We start from the raw sequence: 17,528 nt of genomic DNA on the forward strand, positions 1-17,528 counted from the left end.
TTAACAAACTGCTGTGTGATTATTAACCACAAGCTTTACCCACTCCTGCTCGCACAATGATGTGTTTTTGCATCTTGAGTGTGTGATTCACTTCCGGCGCGCCCGAGTGTCGCCGAGAATCGCCGTGAGCACCCGATCACGACGGAGAAGTCATGAAACGCCTGTCGCAGCTTGTCGCCAGTCTCACCATCGTCGCCGTGGGGGTGCTGTCCGCCCTTACGGCCACCGCGGCCTCGGTCGAGCCCCTTCCGGCACAGTTCCCGAATGCCGACTTCGAGAAGACCTCGGCCGACGGCTCCATCCCCGACTGGTCTGAGCGCTACACCGGCGCGGGCGGGGGGTTCGCTCTCGTGGGCGATACTGCGCTCGGCGGGTCCCAGGCGGTGCGGATGACTGACACCTCTGCCGCCGAGCAGATCGGGCTGCTCAGCGGTGCTGTCGCCGTCCGTGGCGGGACGGATTATCAGATCGCCGCGTGGGGCAAGGTCGCCCAGGGGATGCCCTCAATGATCGTCTGGTTCTTCGACGACACGGGTGCTCGCGTCGGGACGGCTGACACGCGGGTGCGCCAGCCCTCGGGTACCTGGGAAAGGTACTCGTTCGAGGCGACCGCGCCGGTTGACGCGGTCTCAGCCCAGATGCTGCTCTACTCGGCGACCGCGGAGATCACCGACGTGCTGTGGGACCAGGTGGGTATCTCCGAGACGACCGACGCCTCCGTCATCCCCAACGCCGGTTTCGAGGACCTCGTCGTCGACGCGCTCCCCGCCCGGTGGTCTCAGCGGTACGTAGGTGCGGCATCGACCATCGAGGTCGTCAACGATCCTGTGCGCTCGGGTGCGAGGTCGCTGCTGATCGACGATCCGAGTGCTTCGGAGCAGGTCGGCCTGCTCAGCGAGAGCTTTCCGATCGTCGGCGGTGGCTCATACGAAGCGGGCGGGTGGGTCCGCGTCGAGAAGGGCGTGCCGTCGTGGATCCTGTACTACTACGACGCTCTGGGTGCCCGCATCGGCCAGTCGAGTCATCGCGTCCCCGTCGCCGCGGGGGAGTGGTTGTGGGAGTCGGAGTCGGTCGAGGTGCCGGCCGACGCCGTCAGCGCGCGCTTCCTGGTCTATTCGTCCACGCAGGACGTCACCCGCGCCCACTGGGACGACCTCTCGGTGGAGCCTGTGACGCCCTGGGCAGAGGAGTTCCTCGGGCACCCGGTCGAGGCATCGAACATCATCGACACCTCGTACGGCATCGGCAGTGACGGCCGCGCAAAGGTCTATGCCGTCACGGCCGGCGTGCCCGCCACATTCATGGTCTTCGACGTTCTCACGGCGCGTCTGGAGCAGTCTGCAGCGCTGCCGGCCGGATCCACCGGCTCGTGGGCGGTGAAGACGGCATCCGACGGCACGGTCTACATCGGGACCTACACGAACGGCAAGCTGTTCCGCTGGTTGCCGGGGGAGTCGCGGCTCGTCGATCTCGGCGCGGTGACCTCGACAGCGAAGTACCTGTGGGACCTCGAGGAAGACGGTGAGGGTCGCATCTGGGGCGGGAGCTTCCCAGGAGGAGAACTGTTCAGCTTCGACCCCCGTGAGGGAGTCGTCACCGGCCACGGCCGGTTGAGTGCCGACGACTACACGCGCAGCATCGCCGTTCACGACGGCATCGTCTACGCGGGTACCGGCAGCACGTCGCCGACGATCATCACCCACGAGATCGCCACGGGGCAACGCGGCGAGGTGGCGCTTCCCGAGAGCATGCGCGACAACGAGTTCGTGTACTTCATGGATGTGCGCGACGACCTGCTGTTCGCTCGTATTACTCCGATTGGTCACACGCTGGTGTACGACCTCTTGACCGGTGAGTGGGTGGACTCGCTGGGGGCGACGGGATTCGGGTCGGTATCGGAGGCGGACGGCGCGGGCAACGTGTACTACGTCGACAGCGCCGGAACGCTCGCAACGTACAACCTCACCTCGCGGGTCAAGGCGAAGACGGGCGTCACCGGCCTGCACCCGGCCCGTGACTTCGGCATCGTCGAACTCAACGATCCACGCTTCCCCGGCGAGAGCGTCGCTTTCATGTACGAGTCGGGCGATCTGAACATCTACAACATCCAGACCGGTACGCTCGTGCGGGAGCTGACCGACGCGATTACCTCGCCCATCAAGATCCAGGGAATCGCCGTGGGGCCCGACGAGCGGGTCTACATCGGCGGGTACATGTACGAGGGTGTTACCGCGTTCGACCCGCAGACGCAGGAGTTCGAGGCCTATCCGCGAGGTGTCTTCGGGCAGATCGAGGGGATGCTCGCCCACGAGGACGACCTGTACGTCGGAACCTATACCCGCGCGAACCTGTTCCGTTTCGATCCGGCGCAGCCCTGGAACGTGGGAACGAGCCCGAAGCGGTTCGCCTCGCTCGGCGAACAGCATCAGGATCGACCGTACGCCTGGGCGTCGGCGGGTGACGTGCTCGTGGCGGGCACTGTTCCGACGTATGGCGTGCTCGGCGGGCTCCTTGTGACCTACGACCCGGTGACCGGCGCCGTCGAGACGCACGCTGACGTCATCCCCGATCACAGCATTGTGGCGCTGTCGTCGTTCGACGACATCGTGTACGGCGGAACTTCTGTCTACGGCGGGCTGGGCGCTGCGCCGACCGCGCAGGAGGGCGTCGTGTTCGCGTGGGACCCGGCGACCGAGCAGCTCCTGTGGCAGACGCAGGTCGGCGCCGGCATCGCTGCGGTCACTGCCGTGCAGGCCGGCCCGGACGGTCGCCTGTGGGCCGTCGACAGCGGCAGGCTGTATGAGCTCGACCGTGGCACCGGGGCCGTGCTCCGCAGCGTACGCCTGATGGCGGATACGTGGAATGGAAGCTCGATCTGGAAGTCGGGAGACATCAAGTTCGGACCCGACGGTGCGATGTACGTTCTCAGCCGGGGCAGCGTCTTCCACGTCGAGCAGCAGGATCTGCGTCCACGCAAGCTCGCCAGCGGGATCGCGAATTACGTTTTCGCCGTTCAGGGCAACGATATCTACTTCACGAAGGCGGATGCCGGGCTGTATCGGGTGCGTGGTCCGGAGGTGCGGGTCGAGATGAGTCTTGCCGGGGCGACGGAGCGTCAGGCTGTCACGGGTGAGGCTGTGGCGCTGAGGCTCGGGGAGGTTACCGGCACGGGGCTCAGTGCTGAGGGTCTCAGCGTATCGATCGACTGGTCGGACGGGCACGACGCGGACGCACAGGTGGACGTCCTCAGCCCGTTCAAGGGGGTGGTGAGGACGACGCGGACGTTCGCGGCTGCGGGTGAGTACTCGGCACTGGTGCGCGTGAGCGACGGCGAGATCACCCGTGAGGCGAGCGTGCGAGTTGTCGTCGCTGACCGGGTGTACGCCCCCGCCCTGGAGGCGGACGAGGCGGTGACCGCGGGATCGTCGTTGACGCTCAGCGGGACCGGGTTCGCTGCAGGGGAGCACGTGGATGTGGTGCTGGCGCCGAGGGCGGAGGCCCGCTCTGCGGGGCTCGCGTCGAACGGCATTCGGCTCACGGTCGACTCCGACGCCACCGGAGGCATCAGCGGTGTGCTCGCTGTGCCCGCCTCTTCGGCCGCGGGTGATTACACGCTGACGGCGATCGGCGAGGTGTCTGCCGTGCCGGTGAGCGTGGACATGCGGGTGCTCGCGGCGGAGGGTGGCGGCACCACGGGGCCGGGCGAATCGCCCAACGGCACGGACGGCGCCCCGGTCGGCGAACCTCGCAGCGATGACGGCAACGCGAGCGGCGGCTTGGCGATGACGGGAGCTGCCAGCGGAGCCCTCGTGCTTCTGGCGCTGCTGCTGCTGGCTGCCGGCTCTGCGCTGGTTGTGCGGCGACGGCGGCTCCGTGCTTAGCGCCTAGTGCTCACCTGAGTTGAGCGGCCCTCGACCCGGCGACGCACCCGGCTCGGGGGCCGTTCCGGTGCTTCGCGGCGCCGCCAGCTCGCCGGCGACCTTCTTCTTGAGCGCGTCGACGGCCTCGTCAGAGAGCAGGATCAGCCCGTCGAGCTCTTCGCGCACGCGCTTGTAGGCGACGTTGCGCTCGGCCTGGGTCGCCGCGTCGTCGAGGGCGACGGCGAGCATGTGCTGGGCGCGGTCCAGGCGCTTGCGCTCGTCTTCGCTGAAGCCCGAGTCGCGCACCCGGCGCGCGTCGCGTTCCGCGACGTCGAACGCCACGGCGTAGTTGCCGACGGCATCCAGGTACTCGGCGATCTCGGACTCGCTCACGGTGGCATCCGATGACTCCGGGCGCACAGCGTCGGCGGTCTTCTTGGCGCGCAGGAAGGCGGCCGTCAGCGGCTGGCGGCCGTCGCTCATCGCGGGGAACGCGATGAGCTTGGCGACGTCGAGCTCATAGTCGAGCCAGCGCGCAGTGATCTCGTCGTGCTCGGCGAACAGCTTCTCGAGCATCTGGCGGCTCGCGGCGCGTTCGTCGTCGTCGGCGCGACGCTTCTGCTCGCGGGTCGGGACGGTGCCGCGCGCGGCGAGCTGAGCGGCCTTGATCTCACCCTTCACCCGCAGCGTCTCGAGGCGGCGCTCATGGCGCCGTTTGGCGGCGCGCTCCCACGCCTTGCCGGCTCCGCCGGCCATGCCCATGATCGGGAAGATCAGCCACCAGTAGCTTCCGGCGAAACCCCAGAATCCTTCGAGGAACGCATCCATGATGCGCTCAGCCTACTGCGCGTCGCCGCCGCACTCAGCGGGGTCCGACCCGCCACGGCTCCTTGACCGTGCGGATGAACGAGTACGTCACCAGGTCGCGATGGTGCACCTCGCGGGCGTGGTAGATGTGCTTTCCACTCACGGTGACGCCGACCGTGGTCCACATCTTGGCCACTTCGCCCTCGGGCTGCTCCAGCTGCGTGGCCTCTTCGGCGGTGAGGGCCGTCACGCCGGCCGATACGACCTCCCACACGATGCGCTCCGACCACAGGTCCGCGGCGATGTCGAACACCGAACGGGTGGGGTCGATGAAGGGGCGCTCGGTGCCGGCGGGCAGAGGCAGGATGTACGTGCCGACCATGGCCGGCTGGTCATCGGCGAACCAGCGCAGCACGATGCGGGCCGAGACCGGTTCGACGTCGGGGTGCAGCAGCGGCGCGATGTCGGCGGGGGTGGGTTCGAACGAGGCCGACAGTACCTCGACCGAGGGGGTGTACCCCATGCGCGCCAGCACATCGCCGTACTCGACGCAGGCCTCGAACCGTGCGCTCAGCCGCAGGGCAAGCGGGTCGATCGTGGTCGCCGCGCCCTGACGCCGGGTGACGATCCCGAGGTTGCCGAGCTCGGCAAGAGCGTGGCGCACCTGCTGGCGGGTGCAGTCGAGCAGTTCGGCGAGCCGATGCTCGCCGGGGAGGCTTGTTCCGGCGGCGGCGGATTCGCGGACGTGGCGCAGAACTCCGCTGAGGATGCGCTCGTCTTCGGTGAGCGGCGTGCGCGGCCTTCGCTCGCTCCACGCGCTCATCGTGCCATCGGTCATCTGCGTCCCCCCGCCTTGGACAGCATAGGCGTCGTCACAATCATCACAACAAGTCAACAAGTTGGGCGATGATGGAAATAACCTATCAACAAGTGCGGGTGAGTCTGTTAGCGTCAGTCGATCCCTACAAAGGAGTGAGCAGTGACGACGACGGAGAGCATCCGGGGAATCCACCTCTGGGACGGCAGTGCCTATCGCGGCACGAGCCGCATCGACTGGACCGGCGACCGCATCGATGCGGTGCAGTCCGATGAGGGGACGCTCGACGAGCTCTGCGTCATCCCCGGCCTCGTCGATACGCACGTGCACCTGGGCGCCTACTCGGGAACCGGGCATGCCGACTGGTCGTCATGGCCGCTGATCACCCCGTGGGAAGAGCAGGTCTTCCACATCGCCAACAACGCCCAGAAGGCCGCGCGCGCGGGCGTCACCACCCTGCGCGATCTGTCGGGCGACGAACGGCAGTTGGCCGTCAAGCGCGCGTTCGACGAGGGCATCCAGCCGGGGCCGCGCGTGCTCGTCCACGGCGCCGTCGGCATGACGGCCGGTCACGGCGACCTCTTCATCCCGCCGCACTACCCCCACCGTGGCCGCACGGCCGACAGCCCCGACGAGTGCCGCAAGCTCGTGCGCGAGTACGCCCGCATGGGCGCCGACGGCATCAAGATCTTCGTCAGCGGCGGCGTGCTGTCGATGGGCGACAAGGTCGGCTGGCGCAACCAGACACTCGATGAGATCCGCGCCACGATCGACGAGGCCCACGCCCTCAGCATGCCCGTCGCCGCTCACAGCCACTCCGCCGAGGGCAACGAGATCGCCCTCTCGGTCGGCGCCGACTCGCTCGAGCACGGCACGGGCCTCGAAGCCGACCAGTGGGAGCGCCTCGTCGCAGGCAACATCCCCGTCGCGCCGACCCTGCTCATCAACGACGCCATCGCCGATGGTCGCGTCGCCGTCACCGACGATGCCCGCGACAAGGCGAAGGACGTCGTGGCCTACCGCGACTCGCTCTTCGGTGACGCCGGTCGCGCGGGCATCCGCTTCGTGCTCGGCACCGACGCCAACGGCATCTTCGTGCAGTTCGGCGACCAGATGGAGGAAGTGCGCCTGATGGCCGACATGTTCGGCTGGGACGCGGAGCGCGCGCTGCGCGCCGCGACGTCGGATGCTGCTGATGTCGTCGGCCTGACCAAGCGCGTCGGCACCCTCGCGGAGGGCTACGGCGCCGACTTCGTCGTGCTGCGCGGCCGCCCCTGGGAGAACATCGCCGACCTGCGCGTCGAGAACATCGTCGCCGTCGTCTCACGAGGCCGCCTCGTGCACGGCGCCCTTCCCACCGCGGCCTGACCGCCTACCCGACCCGCTGGACCCTGAGAGAGGACGATCGTGAACACCCCCGTACGACACGCATCCACACGCTGGATCGCCGCCTTCGGCGCGGCTGCACTCGGAGCCGGTCTGCTCGCCGGCTGCACCCCCGCCACCACCGACGGTGGCGAGGCGAGTGACGAGCTCTACATCGCCGTCCAGGACGACCCGGTGTGCCTCGACCCGCAGCAGGTCACGCTGACCACGGCGCTGAACATCAGCCGCCAGCTGGTGGACTCGCTCGTCGACCAGGATCCCGAGACCGGCGAGATCGTCCCGTGGCTCGCAGACGCATTCGTCGCGAGCGACACATTGAAGGAGTTCACGTTCACCCTGCGTGACGGTGTCACCTTCAGCGACGGCTCGGCGCTGACGCCCGCGACCGTCAAGGCCAACTTCGACGCGCTGTCCGCGCTCGGCAGCACCGCACCTCTGGCCTCGCAGTATCTCGCCGGCTATCAGGCGACCGAGGTCGTCGACGAGTCGACGGTGAAGGTCACCTTCGCCGAGCCCAACGCGCAGTTCCTGCAGGGTGCGAGCACCATCACCCTGGGGATGCTGTCCGATGAGACCGCCGCGCTGACCGCCGAGGAGCGTTGCCTGGCGCCCGTCGGCTCGGGTGCATTCGTGCTCGACGAGTACACCGCGAACGATGCGGTCGTCCTCTCGGCCCGTGAGGGTTACGGGTGGGGCTCGTCGCTGCGCGCGAGCAGCGGCGACGCGGCGATCAAGAGCATCACGTTCGCGATCACGCCGGAGCCCGGCGTGCGCACGGGTGGTCTGCAGACCGGCGAGTTCGACATGATCTTCGATCTGCCCGCGATCGACGAGCAGCGGTTCAGCACGGGTGACTACGAGATCTACGCGCGGGCGAACCCGGGCATCCCGACGTCGCTCGTGCCCAACACCGAGCGACCGATCGTCTCGGACCCGGTCGTGCGCCAGGCGATGATCCTTGCCACCGACCGCACCGAGATCGCCGAGCTGACCGGCTCGAGCATGGTGCAGCCCGTCGCCGGCGTGCTCAGCTCGGCCACGCCGTCATTCCTCGACCAGGCCGACGCGCTGGCCTTCGACCTCGACGCCGCCGAGCAGCTGCTCGACGACGCCGGATGGAAGGTCGGTGCAGAGGGCACCCGCGAGAAGGACGGCGCGCCCCTGACGGTGTCGGTGACGGCGTTCTACGGGCAGGACGTGCTTGAGGCGACGCAGGTGCAGCTGGCCAAGGCGGGGATCGACCTGAAGATCAACATGGTCACCGCGGGCGACTTCTTCGGTGCTGTCGCGTCGAAGGACTTCGACTTCCTGTCGGCGGGCCTGACCCGCACCGACCCCGACGCACTGCGCGTCATGCTCTCGCCGGCATCCGAGGCGCACTGGGCTGTGATCGACGACGCCGAGCTCGAAGCGCAGCTGACCGCGCAGGCCGCGACGGCCGACCCGGTGGAGCGCACCGCGATCCTCGCAGAGGCGCAGCAGCGCATCGTCGAGCAGGCCTACCTGGTGCCGCTGCTCGAGGTCGCGCAGGTGCACGCCTCGCAGAAGGGCGTCTCGGGCGTCGCGTTCGACTCGTCGTCGCGGGTCAACCTGTACGACGTCACCGTCCAGCGCTGAGCCGGATTCGGTAGGAAGGTGATCAGGAGATGACGGGCACGACCTCATGAACGCGACACTGAATGCGCTGCGCTACATCGCACCGAAACTGGCGCAGTTCCTGTTCGTGGTGCTGGCGACGTACACCGTCGTGTTCCTCCTGGTCACCTTCCTGCCCGGCGACCCGCTGCTCGCCGCGATCGCGAGCAAGAGCGGCGGCGACACCGTCGTCGATCCCGAGACGCTCGAGCGGATGCGCGAGCAGTACGGTCTGGCGGGCACCCCGTGGGAGCAGTACTGGCACCGCCTCGGGATGCTGGCTCAGGGTGACCTCGGGATCTCGATCGCCACCGGCCAGCCGGTCGCGACCATGATCGCCCGCGCGCTGCCGAACTCCGTCGAGATCGCCGCGATCGCCTTGGTGATCGCGATCATCATCGCGGTGGTCTTCTCGTTCCTCGCCTTCCTGGCGCCGACGCGCTGGCTGCGCAACCTGCTGCTGCAGATCCCTCCCTTCGGCGTGGCGATCCCGGCGTTCCTCACGGGTCTGCTGCTGATCAGCTTCTTCTCGTTCACACTGGGCTGGCTGCCGTCATCGGGCAGCCGCCAGCCGGGCAGCGCGATTCTGCCCGCGATCACCCTTGCCCTGCCGGTCGGGGCGATCCTGTTCCAGGTGTTCTCTGCGGCCGTGCTGGAGGCCCAGGCCAGCCAGCACGTGTTCACCGCGGTCGCCAAGGGCGTACCGCCCCGCCGAATCTTCACCGCGCACCTGCTGCGCAACGCGCTGCTGCCGACGATCACCGTGCTGGGATTGACGATCGGCTACCTCGCGGCGGGCACGGCCGTGGTCGAGACGGTCTTCTCCCGTGACGGCATCGGCCGGATGACCGTGAACGCCGTGCTGGCCAGGGACGTCAATGTCATTCAGGGCATCGTGCTCATGGTCGCCGCCGTCTATGCCACGGTCAACCTCATCGTCGACCTGGCGTACGGCGTGATCGACCCGCGCACGCGCCGCTCGGGCCGTTCGGCGGCACGCGGCACTCAACCGGAGACGTCGCAGAAGGAGGCGTCGGCATGAGACTGTTGCGTCAACCCGGATTCACGCTCAGCGTGCTGGTGCTGATCACCGTCGCCGTGGCGATCGTCGCCCCGTCGCTGCTTGCCACGCACGATCCCTACCTCTCGGTGCCGAAGGATCGGTTGCTGCCGCCCAGCCCCGAGCACCTGTTCGGCACCGATAACCTCGGCCGCGACCTGTACTCCCGAGTCGTGCACGGCACAGCGCTGTCGATCGTGTCGGCGGCACTCGCCGTCGTCGTCGGTGTCGTGGTCGGCGGGCTGATCGGTCTCGCCTCGAGCTTTCTCGGGGGTCCGGTCGACTTCGCGATCATGCGCGTGGTCGACGTGCTCGTCGCGATCCCGGGCATCCTTCTCGCCCTCATCGTCGTGGCCACGCTGGGATTCGGGCCGATCTCGATCGGTCTGGGCGTCGGTCTGGGAGCCGCCGGTAGCTTCGCGCGCGTGATGCGCGCGCAGGTGCTGAGGGTGCGCAACGAGGAGTACGTCGAGGCAGCGCGCACGCTCGGCGCGCGCACGCCGGCGATCCTCTTCCGCCACGTGCTGCCCAACGCCGCCCGCCCGGTGATCGCGGTCGCCGCCCTCGAACTGGGCACCGCGATTCTTGGCGTCTCCGCACTTACGTTCCTCGGATTCGGCGCGCCACCGCCCGCGCCGGAGTGGGGCGCTCTGTCTTCGGCCGGCCGCGACTTCATCGCGACGCAGCCGTGGCTGAGCATCATCCCCGGCCTGGTGATCCTGGTGGTCGTGCTGTCCGTGAACCGGGTGGCGCGCGCAATCGGAGGTGAGCGATGACTGCGCCGCTGCTCAAGGTCGAAGATCTGCGGGTCGAGTACGCCACACGTGGCCGGAGCGCCGAGGTCGTGCACGGTGTGTCCTTCGACGTGCACGCCGGCAAGGTCGTCGCGCTGGTCGGTGAATCGGGCTCGGGCAAGTCGACGGTCTCCCAGGCGCTGATCCGGCGTCTTCCCGAGAACGGCCGCGTCAGCGGGGGCGCGATCCACTTCGCCGGTGAGGACCTCGCGCGTCTTCCCGAGCGGATGCTGCGCAAGGTGCGCGGTGCGCAGATCGGCTTCGTCCCGCAGGACCCCGGTTCGTCGCTCAACCCGCTGATGCGGGTTGGTGAGCAGATCGCCGAGACGCTGCGGATCCACCGGCGGATGCCGCGCGCCGCGGCCGCCGCGCGTGCGGTGCAGATCCTCGATGAGGTCGGCATCCCCGAGCCGGCGCTGCGGGCGACGCAGTATCCGCACGAGCTGTCTGGCGGTCTGCGTCAGCGGGCCCTGATCGGCATCGCCTGGGCGTGCGGGCCGCAGCTGGTCATCGCAGACGAGCCCACGAGCGCCCTCGATGTCACGGTTCAGCGGCACGTGCTCGACCAGCTCGACCAGCTCGTGGCCGACCACGGCACTGCGGTGCTGCTGATCACGCACGACCTCGCGGTCGCCGCTGACCGGGCCGACGAGATCATCGTGATGTACCGCGGTGAGATCGTCGAGCGCGGTGCCACGGCCGACGTGCTCAGCGCACCGAGTCACGAGTACACCCGTCGCCTGGTGGCTGCCGCCCCGGGGCTGCGTCAGGGGCGCCTGACGCCCCAGGCGCCGGATGCTGTCGAGAGCGGCGTCTTCGCGGCATTCCGTGAGCGAGAGATGCGCCCGCAGAGCGGCAGCGACAGCATTCTCGAGGTGCGGTCACTGAGCAAGACGTACGGCGTGCGCGGCGGGTCGTTCCTCGCGGCTGACGACGTCTCGTTCGCGGTGCCCCGGGGGCAGACGCTGTCGATCGTCGGCGAGTCGGGGTCGGGCAAGACGACCAGTGCGCGGATCGCGGCTCGGCTCGTGTCGGCCGACTCCGGCACCGTGCTGCTCGACGGCACCGACATCACCCACGCCCGGGGTGAGGAGCTGCGTCAGCTGCGCCGGCGGATGCAGGTGGTGTATCAGAACCCGTTCGGATCGCTCGATCCGCGCATGACGGTGGAGCGCATCGTGTCGGAGCCGCTGCGGTCGTTCCGCATCGGTGATCGCGCGTCGCAGGCGAGCCTGGTGCGCGATCTGCTGGAGCGCGTGCGGCTGGCGCCCGAACTGGCCGACCGTCGTCCGGTCGAGCTCTCGGGCGGACAACGCCAGCGCGTGGCCATCGCCCGGGCGCTGGCGATCGGGCCCGAGCTGATGATCCTCGACGAGCCGGTGTCGGCGCTCGACGTGTCGGTGCAGGAGCAGATCCTGCAGCTGCTCGTCGACCTGCAGGCCGAGTTCGGTCTGAGCTATCTGTTCATCTCGCACGATCTGGGCGTGGTGAGTCAGATCTCCGACCGCATCGTCGTGATGCAGAAGGGGCGCGTCGTCGAGAGCGGCGATGCCGAGCGCGTCTTCGCCGAGCCGGCGCACGATTACACGAGGGAGCTCATCGCCGCCATCCCCGGCACCCAGCGCGCATGATACCCTAGGGGGTATCTTTGAGCGCAAGGGGAGTCAGTAGATGCGCGTGATCATCATCGGGGGCGTCGCCGGCGGTATGTCCGCCGCCACACGTCTGCGGCGCCTCGACGAGTCGGCCGAGATCATCGTGATCGAGCAGGGCGACTACGTCAGCTTCGCCAACTGCGGCCTGCCGTACTACGTCGGTGGGGTCATCCCCGAGCGGCAGGCACTGCTGCTGCAGACCCCCGAATCGCTGCGCGCGCGCTTCGAGCTCGACGTGCGCACCCGCCACGAGGCGGTCGCGATCAACCGTGAGGCCCAGACCGTAAGCATCCGCGATGCGCGCACCGGCGCCGTGATCGACGAGGCGTACGACCACCTGATCCTCGCCGTCGGCGCCACTCCACGCGACGCGTTCGGCCAGATCGACGGCGGCCCGACGGTCTCGACCCTGCGCACCGTCGACGACGTCGACCGCATCACCCTCGCTCTCGAAGAACTGGCCCTCGATGAGGCACCGCGCGCGGGACGCGCGGTCGTCGCCGGCGGCGGCTTCATCGGTCTCGAAGCCGTCGAGAACCTCGTGCACCGCGGACTCGACGTCACGCTCGTGCAGAACGGCGCCCATCCGCTGAGCCCCCTCGACTCCGAGATGGCCGCTCTCGTGGTCGATGAGCTCGCCGCTCGCGGCGTCGACCTGCGCATGCGCACCTCGGTCGCCTCGGTGGATGCCGACGGCGTGCACCTCGACGACGGCACCACCGTCGCCGCCGACCTGCTGATCGACGCCCGTGGCGTGCGCCCGGCGGCATCCATCGTTACGACCGCGGGTCTCGCGACCGCACCCAGCGGCGGCATCGAAGTCGACGCCCTGCAGCGCACCAGCGACCCGCGCATCTTCGCCGTCGGCGACGCCGCGCTGAAGGTCGATGCGATCTCGGCCGAGCCGACCCTGGTCACGATGGCGGGCCTGGCGAATCGGCACGGCCGCACCGCGGCCGACGTCATCGCCTGGGAGCACGGACAGCTCGACGAGCGCCCCGCCGACGCCCTTCCGGCGGTCGGTACGGCGATCGTCGGGGTGTTCGGCCTCGCCGTCGCGATGGTCGGGTGGAGCGAGCGACGCCTGGCGGATGCCGGACGCGCGCACCGCGTCATCCACGCGCACCCCGCCGACCACGCCGGCTACTACCCCGGTGCCGAGCGGCTCACCATGAAGCTGCTGGTCGACCCCGGCACCGATCTGATCCTGGGCGCTCAGGTGATCGGCCGCAGCGGTGCCGACAAACGCATCGACATCATCGCCACCGCGATGCAGGCGGGGCTCACCGCCACGCAGCTGAGCCGCCTCGAGCTCGCCTACGCACCGCAGTACGGTTCGGCGAAAGACCCGGTCAACATGCTCGGCTACATCGCCGACAACGCCGCGACCGACCTCACCGGCAGCATCCAGTGGCACGAGCTCGACGCCGCCGTGGCGGCCGGCGCGACCCTGATCGATGTGCGCAGCGAGACCGAGCACGCGGGCGGCGCCATCCCGGGCAGCATCAACGTTCCGCTCGATGAGCTGCGCGCCCGACTCGGCGAGCTGCCCGACGGTGAGCTGATCGTGCACTGCCAGGTCGGCCAGCGCGGGCACACCGCCACGCGCCTGCTGCGCCAGCACGACCGTCGCGTGCGCAACCTCGACGGCGGCTACCTCACCTGGGTGGCCGGAACGCGGATGCACGCCGACACCCGCACGACTGTGAAGGAGTACGCATGAGCCCTCAGGCATCCGATGAAGAGATCCGCAAGGTCGTCAACCGTCTCAAGCGGGCCCGCGGCCAGCTGACCGCCGTCATCGACGCGATGGAAGACGAAGCCGACTGCCGCGACGTCGTCATCCAGCTCGCCGCCGTCGGCAAGGCCATCGACCGCGCCGGCTTCTCGGTGATCAGCACCGCGCTGCGCAGCTGCGTGACCGACGCCGAGCAGGGCACCGCCCGCGAAGACGACGCCCCCACCGTCGCCGAGCTCGAGAAGCTGTTCCTGACGCTCGCCTGACACCGTCGGATGCCCGAGACCGGCCGGTCTCGGGCATCCGACTCTGCGCGCGTATCAGCGGCCGTCAGTCCATCTGCGTGGCGAGCTTCAGCCGCTCGTGTCCAGTGACGGGTCGCATGTTCGGGAAGTCGAACGTCACCTCGTGGATTCGGCCGGTGAACGGGAACAGTCCGCGGTCGTCGTAGTCGGCGCAGACCGGCGAGACGCAGTCCATGCCGACGTCCATCGTCTCGGTGCCGCACCGCATCGGGATCTGCTCGGGCAGGTGCAGATCACCCGCCGGTGCACCGTCGATCGTCATCGTGACGTCGGCGGGTCCGCCGGGGCGCGGTGTCTGCGGAGTGATCGTGACGGTGAGCGTGTGCCGTCCCGGTGAGAGGTCGGCATCCGACGTCAGGTCGTAGCGGCGGATGCCGAAGAAGTTGTAGTGGAACCGGGCGCGGCCCTCCCACCCGAACAACGACCACCCGGCGGCATCCCCACCGACGGCGAAGACGACTCCTTCCGCACCGGACTCCGGCACGTCGATCTCGGCGGTGAGCGTCAGAGGAACACTGACCATCCGGGGCCCGCTGCCCTCGGGTAGACGCACCATTCCCTCGTGGAAGGTGACCCGGTCGCGTCCGGCGAAGTAGCTCGGGCGCAGGGTGACATCGAGCCGTTCGGCGAAACTGTCGTCGAGGGGCAGCACGTTGTACCGCGCCGCCTCGGCCATGAACATGTCCTGCAGTTCGCGCAGGCGCTCGGGATGCTGGTCGGCGACGTCGTCGGCCTGGCTGAAGTCGTCGGTGATGTTGTACAGCTCCCACGTGTCGTCGTCCCAGCTGTACGTGCCCGAGGTCTCCCAGGGCAACCGGCCGTGCCGGCACGAGGCGATCCATCCGTCGGAGTACATGGCGCGGTTGCCGAGCATCTCGAAGTACTGCTTGGTGTGCCGGCTGGGGGCATCGGCGTTGTCGTCGGCGAACGTGTAGGCGAAGCTCGTTCCCTCAATCGGCTTCTGGATGAAGCCGTTGACCTCGGTCGGATGCGCGACACCGACGATCTCGAGCAGCGTGGGCGTCACATCGATGACGTGATGGAACTGCGAACGCACCTTTCCGGTGTCGGTGATGCGCTCGGGCCACGACACGATCATGCTGTTGCGGGTGCCGCCGAAGTGCGACGCGACCTGCTTGGTCCACTGGAACGGGGTGTCGCCGGCGTGCGCCCAGCCGACCGCGTAGTGCGGTGAGGTGCCCGGCAGGCCCCACTGGTCGATGAACCCGATCGCCTCATCCATCGACGGCTGGCGTCCGTTCAGACTCATCAGCTCATTGGGCGTGCCCACCAGCGACCCTTCGGCGCTCGACCCGTTATCGCCGATGATGTAGATGACGATCGTGTTGTCGAGCTGGCCCATCTCTTCGATGGCGTCGACGACGCGGCCCACCTCGTAGTCGGTGTGCTCCAAGAAGTCGGCGAAGTTCTCGGCCTGGCGGGCGAAGAGCCTGCGGTGCTCTTCGGGCTGGCTGTCCCACGAGGGGATCTGCTCGGGCCGCTCGGTGAGCTTGGTGCCCGGCGGGATGATGCCCGCATCGAGCTGGTTCTGGTGTACCTGGCGGCGGTACTCATCCCACCCCATGTCGAACCGGCCCTCGTTGCGGCCTCGCCAGTCGAGCGGAGGCTGGTGCGGGGCGTGCGCAGCGCCGGGCGAGAAGTAGGCGAGAAAGGGACGGTCGGGTGCGATCGCCTGCTGCGTGCCGATCCACGAGATGGCCTTGTCGGCGAGGTCGCGGGTCAGCTGATAGCCGTCCTCGGGGCGAGCGGGCGGCTCGACCGCGCGGGTGTTCTCGTACAGCGACGGATAGAACTGATCGGTCTCACCGGCGATGAACCCGTAGAAGTAGTCGAAGCCCTGATGGGTCGGCCAGTTGTCGAACGGGCCGGCGGGGCTGGTCTGGTTGTCGGGCACGTTGTGGTTCTTACCGAACCAGGCCGACGTGTAGCCGGCGTGCTTGAGCATCTCGGCGAAGGTGGCCGTGCCCTTGGGGATGATGCCGCTGTAGCCCGGATACCCGGTCGCCATCTCTTGGATCACCCCGGTTGCGACGGTGTGGTGATTGCGCCCGGTGAGCATGGCCGCGCGGGTCGGCGAGCACAGCGCGGTGGTGTGGAACTGGTTGTAGAACAGGCCGCGCCCCGCCAGGCGCTCAGCGGTGGGCATCCGCACGAGCCCGCCGTTCACACTCGGCCAGCCGAAGCCGACGTCGTCGAGCAGCACGAGCAGGATGTTCGGCGACCCCGCCGGCGCTTCGCGCATCGGCGGGAAGTCGGGCTCGGAGTCGACCGCGTGGGTGCGGATGCGGGCCGACGGATACGTCCATTCCGGTTCGGGGAGGTGGTTCCGATCGAGGTGCACCGGAAAGTCGTCGTTGGGCGTGGTCGACATCGTTACCGCCTTCTGCTCGCGTCGGGGGAACTCACGGTGTTTCGTAGCGAGTGTGCCCCGGCAGGCGACGGTCGGCATCGGGGGCATCGCCCGGGCGGGGTGAGAGGGCGGCGTGCGTCCGGCGACGCGCTGCGTCAGCCGGCGTCGGCGACGCGCTGCGCGAGGTGCGGCAACACGCGATCGGATGCCGGTGGCGCCTGCAGCCCGAGTACGCGGGCGATCTCCAGGGCGAGCACGGCGTGGCCGGTTGCACCGGGATGGAACGGGTCGTTCAGCAGGTGGTGGGCCACGCCGCCCGCGCCGAGTTCGGTGAACCGGGCGAACTGGTCGATGAGGATGACGTCCTGCCTCGCGGCGACATCGCGGGTCGCCTGGGCGAACTCGGCGATGCGTGCGCGCTCGGGGGCGTGGGCGATGTCGATCGTCGGCGGCGTCTGCAGCACCGGGATCGCGCCGATCTTGCGCACGCGCTGCACGAACTCCGTCACCGATGCCGCGAACTCGTGCGGCGCGACGACGCCCGCCTTGGCGGTCGTCGAGCAGTCGTTGGTTCCGATCATGAGGGTGACGATGTTCGGATGCCAGTGCGCGACGCGCCGGTCGAAGTCCTTGAGCAGCTGCGTGACGCGCCAACCGCTGATGGCGGTGTTGATCAGGGCATCCTGCACGCGACCCATATCGCCGCGGATCAGCTCATGCAGGTGGTCGACGTAGTTGCGCTCGCCGCGGGTGTGCAGCAGGCCGTGCGTGATCGAGTCGCCGGTCAGTACCCAGGTGAGGGGCGTCTTGGATGCCAGGGCATCGCGCAACCGGTCGCGTTCGCCGCCCACGGATCAGCCGAGCAGCAGGGTCAGCACGGTAGCGCCGCCGCCGACGAGGATCAGCGAGACGATCGTGATCCACGCGACGATGCGGATGCGGCGCTGGCGTCCCTCGCTGTAGACGGAGAGGTCTTCGGCTTCTTCGTGGTGGGAGTTCATCAGGCTCTTCTCTGGTGCGATGCGGTTCGGGCGGGGGACGGCTCGGCGCCCGTCGAAACCCTGCACGAAGCGTATCGCGTGTGTTCCTTCCGGCGCCCG

The 17,528-nt window shown here is 68.7% G+C and carries 13 protein-coding genes; 8 read left to right on the plus strand and 5 right to left on the minus strand.

Annotation, left to right across the window (positions count from 1 at the left end; translation table 11 throughout):
• The first annotated feature begins 152 nt into the window (after nucleotides 1-152).
• Nucleotides 153-3,881 carry a PQQ-binding-like beta-propeller repeat protein gene (locus tag JF543_RS02415; RefSeq protein WP_206822624.1) on the plus strand — a complete coding sequence of 1,243 codons (3,729 nt, stop codon included), beginning with the start codon at nucleotides 153-155 and terminating at the stop codon, nucleotides 3,879-3,881.
• Between the two features lie 3 nt (nucleotides 3,882-3,884).
• Here the strand turns inward: JF543_RS02415 and JF543_RS02420 are convergent, their stop codons facing one another.
• Both JF543_RS02420 and JF543_RS02425 read right to left on the minus strand, forming a co-directional pair.
• Entirely contained in the window at nucleotides 3,885-4,688 is an 804-nt protein-coding gene (locus JF543_RS02420; RefSeq protein WP_206822625.1) for a hypothetical protein, read from the minus strand.
• A 34-nt stretch (nucleotides 4,689-4,722) separates the two neighbouring features.
• Nucleotides 4,723-5,505 (minus strand): GntR family transcriptional regulator, encoded by a 783-nt coding sequence (locus JF543_RS02425; protein ID WP_179409440.1) that lies wholly within the window; start codon nucleotides 5,503-5,505, stop codon nucleotides 4,723-4,725.
• Between the two features lie 141 nt (nucleotides 5,506-5,646).
• Between JF543_RS02425 and JF543_RS02430 the strand changes: the two genes are divergently transcribed.
• Genes JF543_RS02430 through JF543_RS02460 form a run of 7 tightly spaced genes read left to right on the plus strand, consistent with a single transcriptional unit; the run spans nucleotide 5,647 to nucleotide 14,018 of the window.
• Nucleotides 5,647-6,852: an amidohydrolase family protein gene (locus JF543_RS02430; protein WP_206550781.1), complete on the plus strand. Its 1,206-nt coding sequence runs from the start codon at nucleotides 5,647-5,649 to the stop codon at nucleotides 6,850-6,852.
• Nucleotides 6,853-6,891: 39 nt separating this feature from the next.
• Nucleotides 6,892-8,487 (plus strand): ABC transporter substrate-binding protein, encoded by a 1,596-nt coding sequence (locus tag JF543_RS02435; RefSeq protein WP_206821324.1) that lies wholly within the window; start codon nucleotides 6,892-6,894, stop codon nucleotides 8,485-8,487.
• 46 nt (nucleotides 8,488-8,533) lie between these two features.
• The gene (locus JF543_RS02440; RefSeq protein WP_179409437.1) at nucleotides 8,534-9,547 is read left to right on the plus strand and encodes an ABC transporter permease; all 1,014 of its coding nucleotides are present in this window, start codon (nucleotides 8,534-8,536) and stop codon (nucleotides 9,545-9,547) included.
• The gene (locus JF543_RS02445) at nucleotides 9,544-10,341 is read left to right on the plus strand and encodes an ABC transporter permease (protein WP_179409436.1); all 798 of its coding nucleotides are present in this window, start codon (nucleotides 9,544-9,546) and stop codon (nucleotides 10,339-10,341) included. The genes JF543_RS02440 and JF543_RS02445 overlap by 4 nt, the downstream gene beginning before the upstream one ends.
• Nucleotides 10,338-11,990, plus strand: a complete 1,653-nt coding sequence (locus JF543_RS02450; RefSeq protein WP_206822626.1) for a dipeptide ABC transporter ATP-binding protein — start codon at nucleotides 10,338-10,340, stop codon at nucleotides 11,988-11,990. Before JF543_RS02445 ends, JF543_RS02450 begins: the two co-directional genes overlap by 4 nt.
• Nucleotides 11,991-12,030: 40 nt before the next feature.
• Nucleotides 12,031-13,737, plus strand: a complete 1,707-nt coding sequence (locus JF543_RS02455) for an FAD-dependent oxidoreductase (RefSeq protein ID WP_206822627.1) — start codon at nucleotides 12,031-12,033, stop codon at nucleotides 13,735-13,737.
• A complete protein-coding gene (locus JF543_RS02460) occupies nucleotides 13,734-14,018 on the plus strand; it encodes a metal-sensitive transcriptional regulator (protein WP_179409433.1) in 285 nt (94 codons plus the stop codon). The genes JF543_RS02455 and JF543_RS02460 overlap by 4 nt, the downstream gene beginning before the upstream one ends.
• Nucleotides 14,019-14,082: 64 nt before the next feature.
• Here JF543_RS02460 and JF543_RS02465 read toward each other — a convergent pair whose 3' ends face one another.
• The 3 genes from JF543_RS02465 to JF543_RS02475 all read right to left on the minus strand — a co-directional run bounded on the left by JF543_RS02465 (nucleotide 14,083) and on the right by JF543_RS02475 (nucleotide 17,429).
• The gene (locus JF543_RS02465; protein ID WP_206822628.1) at nucleotides 14,083-16,449 is read right to left on the minus strand and encodes an arylsulfatase; all 2,367 of its coding nucleotides are present in this window, start codon (nucleotides 16,447-16,449) and stop codon (nucleotides 14,083-14,085) included.
• A gap of 134 nt (nucleotides 16,450-16,583) precedes the next feature.
• Nucleotides 16,584-17,279 (minus strand): GDSL-type esterase/lipase family protein, encoded by a 696-nt coding sequence (locus tag JF543_RS02470; protein WP_206822629.1) that lies wholly within the window; start codon nucleotides 17,277-17,279, stop codon nucleotides 16,584-16,586.
• A gap of 3 nt (nucleotides 17,280-17,282) precedes the next feature.
• Nucleotides 17,283-17,429: a hypothetical protein gene (locus JF543_RS02475; RefSeq protein WP_179409430.1), complete on the minus strand. Its 147-nt coding sequence runs from the start codon at nucleotides 17,427-17,429 to the stop codon at nucleotides 17,283-17,285.
• Between the last annotated feature and the right edge of the window lie 99 nt (nucleotides 17,430-17,528).

The sequence above is a fragment of the Microbacterium esteraromaticum genome (genome assembly GCF_017303215.1).
GTDB classification, from domain to species: domain Bacteria; phylum Actinomycetota; class Actinomycetes; order Actinomycetales; family Microbacteriaceae; genus Microbacterium; species Microbacterium esteraromaticum_C.

Coding starts and splice junctions, on each gene's coding strand:
- JF543_RS02460 (WP_179409433.1), top strand. CDS start 13,734: ATGAGCCCTCAGGCATCCGATGAAGAGATCCGCAAGGTCGTCAACCGT.
- JF543_RS02450 (WP_206822626.1), top strand. CDS start 10,338: ATGACTGCGCCGCTGCTCAAGGTCGAAGATCTGCGGGTCGAGTACGCC.
- JF543_RS02415 (WP_206822624.1), top strand. CDS start 153: ATGAAACGCCTGTCGCAGCTTGTCGCCAGTCTCACCATCGTCGCCGTG.
- JF543_RS02465 (WP_206822628.1), bottom strand. CDS start 16,449: ATGTCGACCACGCCCAACGACGACTTTCCGGTGCACCTCGATCGGAAC.
- JF543_RS02445 (WP_179409436.1), top strand. CDS start 9,544: ATGAGACTGTTGCGTCAACCCGGATTCACGCTCAGCGTGCTGGTGCTG.
- JF543_RS02475 (WP_179409430.1), bottom strand. CDS start 17,429: ATGAACTCCCACCACGAAGAAGCCGAAGACCTCTCCGTCTACAGCGAG.
- JF543_RS02425 (WP_179409440.1), bottom strand. CDS start 5,505: ATGACCGATGGCACGATGAGCGCGTGGAGCGAGCGAAGGCCGCGCACG.
- JF543_RS02440 (WP_179409437.1), top strand. CDS start 8,534: ATGAACGCGACACTGAATGCGCTGCGCTACATCGCACCGAAACTGGCG.
- JF543_RS02455 (WP_206822627.1), top strand. CDS start 12,031: ATGCGCGTGATCATCATCGGGGGCGTCGCCGGCGGTATGTCCGCCGCC.
- JF543_RS02420 (WP_206822625.1), bottom strand. CDS start 4,688: ATGGATGCGTTCCTCGAAGGATTCTGGGGTTTCGCCGGAAGCTACTGG.